Origin of the sequence: Spirillospora sp. NPDC049652 (genome assembly GCF_040675125.1) — a bacterium.
Taxonomy (GTDB): domain Bacteria; phylum Actinomycetota; class Actinomycetes; order Streptosporangiales; family Streptosporangiaceae; genus Spirillospora.
Map to the genome: position 1 here is coordinate 1 of NZ_JBFAOF010000886.1, position 2,999 is coordinate 2,999.

Here is a 2,999-nt window from a genome sequence, read left to right on the forward strand (position 1 = left end):
CGGACGCGGCGCAGTGGCGGCAGCCGACCGAGCAGCTCGCCGCGAACCTGTCGGGCCTGGCGGACAAGGCGTCCGACGCCCGGCTGAAGACCGCGCTGAAGGACCAGGCGGACAAGCTGCGCGCCGCCGCCGGGACGGTCTCGTCCGGCGACGTCGAGCAGCTCAACCAGGCCCTCGCCGCCGCGCCCGGGGCCCTCGGCACCGCCTGCCGCTGAGCCCCCGCCGCTCCCCGACCACACGGCCGTCCGCTGAGCGCGCGCCGCTTTTCCGGGAAGGGCGTGGGCAGCGGAAAGGGGTCCCGAGAGAACTCGGGACCCCTTCGGTCAGTAGCTCAGTTCGCCGGTGCCGCCGCCGCCACCGCCACCGGTGCCGCCGCCGCCGTCTCCGCCGCCGCCCCCGGTGCCCGGCGGGGTGGGACGGCCCGTGGGCTTGTCGGTGGGCCGGTGCGTCGGCCGGTCGGTCGGCGGGATCGTCGGCTTGGTCGGACGGTTCGGCTTGGTCGGCTTGCCGGTCGGCACCCGCGTGGGCCGGTCCGTCGGCCGGTCGGTCGTCGGACCCGGGTCGTAGCCGGTCTGGATCGACGGCGGGTCGAACGACTTCGCCTCGAGGTTCTTGATCGAGACGGCGTCGCCCATGTAGCTCTTCCAGATCTGCGCCGGGAGCTGGCCGCCGTAGGAGCCGTAGCCGGGGATGCTCAGCGGCTTGTTGTCGCTGCGGAACATCGAGACCGTCGTCTGGAGCTGCGGGATGAACCCGTTGAACCAGATCGCCGCGCCGCCGTTGGTGGTGCCCGTCTTGCCCGCGACGTCGCGGCCGTCGTCGAGCTGCGCGCCGGTTCCGGTGCCGCCCTGGACGACCTTCTGCATGGCGTAGGTGGCGTCCGCCGCGACCTGGTCGCTGAAGACGTCGTCGCCCTTCTCGGAGAACTTCTCGGTGTCGCCCTTGTTGTCCTCGACCGAGCGGACCACGTACGGCGTGCGGTGCGTGCCGCCGGCGGCGAACGTCGAGTACACCCCGGCCATCTCGATCGGGTGCACCGAGATCGGGCCGAGCGGCAGCGACGGGGCCTTGTCGGCGCCGTTCGCGGTGAGCTGGCTCTTCGGGATGCCCATCGCCTCGGCCATCTTCACCACCTTGTCGAGCCCGACCTCCTGGCCGAGGTTGACGTAGGCGGTGTTGATCGAGTGCTCGGTGGCGGTGACCAGGTTGACGTCGCCGAACGACTCGTTGGAGTCGTTGTGCAGGGACGCGCCGGCGAAGGTCTGCGGGGAGGAGCCGTCCTCGGTGGTGTCGAGGCCGTAGCCCGCCTTGAGCGCGGCGGCCAGCACGATCGGCTTGAAGCCGGAGCCCGGCTGCGCCCAGTCGTACCAGACGCTCGACCCCATCTCGGTGAGGTAGTTGCGGCCGCCGTAGAAGGCGAGCACCTGCCCGGTGGACGGGTCGACCGACACCAGGGCGGTGCGGATCTTCTTGCTCATCCCGCTCGGGACGTTGTTGGTCACCGCCTGCTTGGCGGCGTCCATCAGGTCCTTGTCGAACGTCGTGACGATCTTCAGGCCGTCCCGGTTGATCTCGTCCTCGGTGTAGCCGCGGCGCTCGATCAGCTCCTTGCGGGCCACATTGATCATGTAGCCGTTCTGCCCGCGGTAGACGTTCTTCAGCTTCTGCGCGCGCGGCTTGGGGAACTTCATCTGCGCCTGCTGCGCGGGCGTCAGCGCGTGGTCGCGGACCATGTTGCCGACCACGGCCTGCCAGCGCTGCTGCGCGTAGGACAGGGAGGCCCCGGACGGGTCGCCGAACGGCGTCGGCTGCTGGATCGCCGCGGCCAGGTAGGCGCCCTCGGACGGGGTGAGGTCCTTGACGTCCTTGTTGTAGTAGGCGTGCGCGGCGGCCTGGATGCCGTAGGCGTCGCGGCCGAAGTAGATCGTGTTGAGGTACTGCTCGAGGATCCAGTCCTTGGACTTCTCCCGGCCCACCTTCAGGGAGACCATGACCTCCTTGAGCTTGCGGGTGACCGAGCGCTCCTGGCCGATGCCGCCGTAGTAGTTGCGGACCATCTGCTGGGTGATGGTGGAGCCGCCCTGCAGCTGCTTGCCGGTCGCGGTGGACCAGAACGCGCGGGCGGTGCCCTTCACCGAGACGCCGGGGTCGCTGTAGAAGGACCGGTTCTCGGCGGCGATCACCGCTTCCCGGACGCCCTTGGGCACCTGGCTGATCGGCACCGCCTCGCGGTTGGTGCCGGTCTTGGCGATCACCGTCTTGCCGTCGGCGTAGTAGTACGTCGGGCCCTGCGCGACGGCGGCCTGCGACGGCGACGGAACCGGCGTGAGCAGGTAGGCCACGGCGAACGCGGCGATGCCGAGCCCGATCAGCCCGAGGACCGTGAACGCCGCGCGCCGGGCGTACCGGGCGCCCCGGCTGCGCTGCTTGCGCGGCTTTCCGGGCGGGCCGCCGGCGGCGCCCGCCGTCCGGCCCCGGCCCCCGGCCGCGGTGCGGGAGGCCTCGGCGGCCTTGACCCCGGCCGTGCGCGGGCTCTCGGCGATGCCGCCGAGCCGTGCCGTGCGGCCCGGCCGCGACGAGACGTCCTTGTTCGACCCGGTGGACGACTCGCCCCCCGGGGTCATGTCCTTACTGCTCACTGGCCCCCCGTGATTTATTCGTTATCGACGATACCCGAGGGGATCGGTGCGTCGGGCGGGTCATCTCGCTCACATGGCCCCCAAGAGAAGGACGGCTGGAACAGCCCGGAAGTTCGCGTGACGCGGGACACAGATCACTCCGTTTCCGCTCCTTCCTTCACCGGTCATCCGAAACCGGACGGGAAGGCGGTCCGAATACCGGAAGCCGAACCCGTGCCCCGATTCCCCGAGGTGAATCCCGGGGCGGAAGATCCCTTCCAGGGACACGCGGCGGACGTCGCGGGAAACCGGCGGCCGGGCTGGAAAAGCCGGACGGGAAAAGCCGGACGGCGGGACGGCCCGCTTTATGGGCCTCCCCCC

At 70.9% G+C, this 2,999-nt stretch carries 2 protein-coding genes; one reads left to right on the plus strand and one right to left on the minus strand.

All coding sequences use genetic code 11. The features are described 5' to 3' along the window. Positions 1-215, plus strand: a 215-nt coding sequence (locus tag AB0J52_RS34355; protein WP_500187061.1) for a DUF8711 family protein, incomplete at its 5' end; no start/stop codon positions are given. A 108-nt stretch (positions 216-323) separates the two neighbouring features. Here the strand turns inward: AB0J52_RS34355 and AB0J52_RS34360 are convergent. Further along, the gene (locus tag AB0J52_RS34360) at positions 324-2,624 is read right to left on the minus strand and encodes a transglycosylase domain-containing protein (protein ID WP_500187062.1); all 2,301 of its coding nucleotides are present in this window, start codon (positions 2,622-2,624) and stop codon (positions 324-326) included. Between the last annotated feature and the right edge of the window lie 375 nt (positions 2,625-2,999).

Excerpts from the sequence above, each read along its gene's own strand:
- AB0J52_RS34360 (WP_500187062.1), bottom strand. The coding sequence starts at position 2,624 with ATGACCCCGGGGGGCGAGTCGTCCACCGGGTCGAACAAGGACGTCTCG.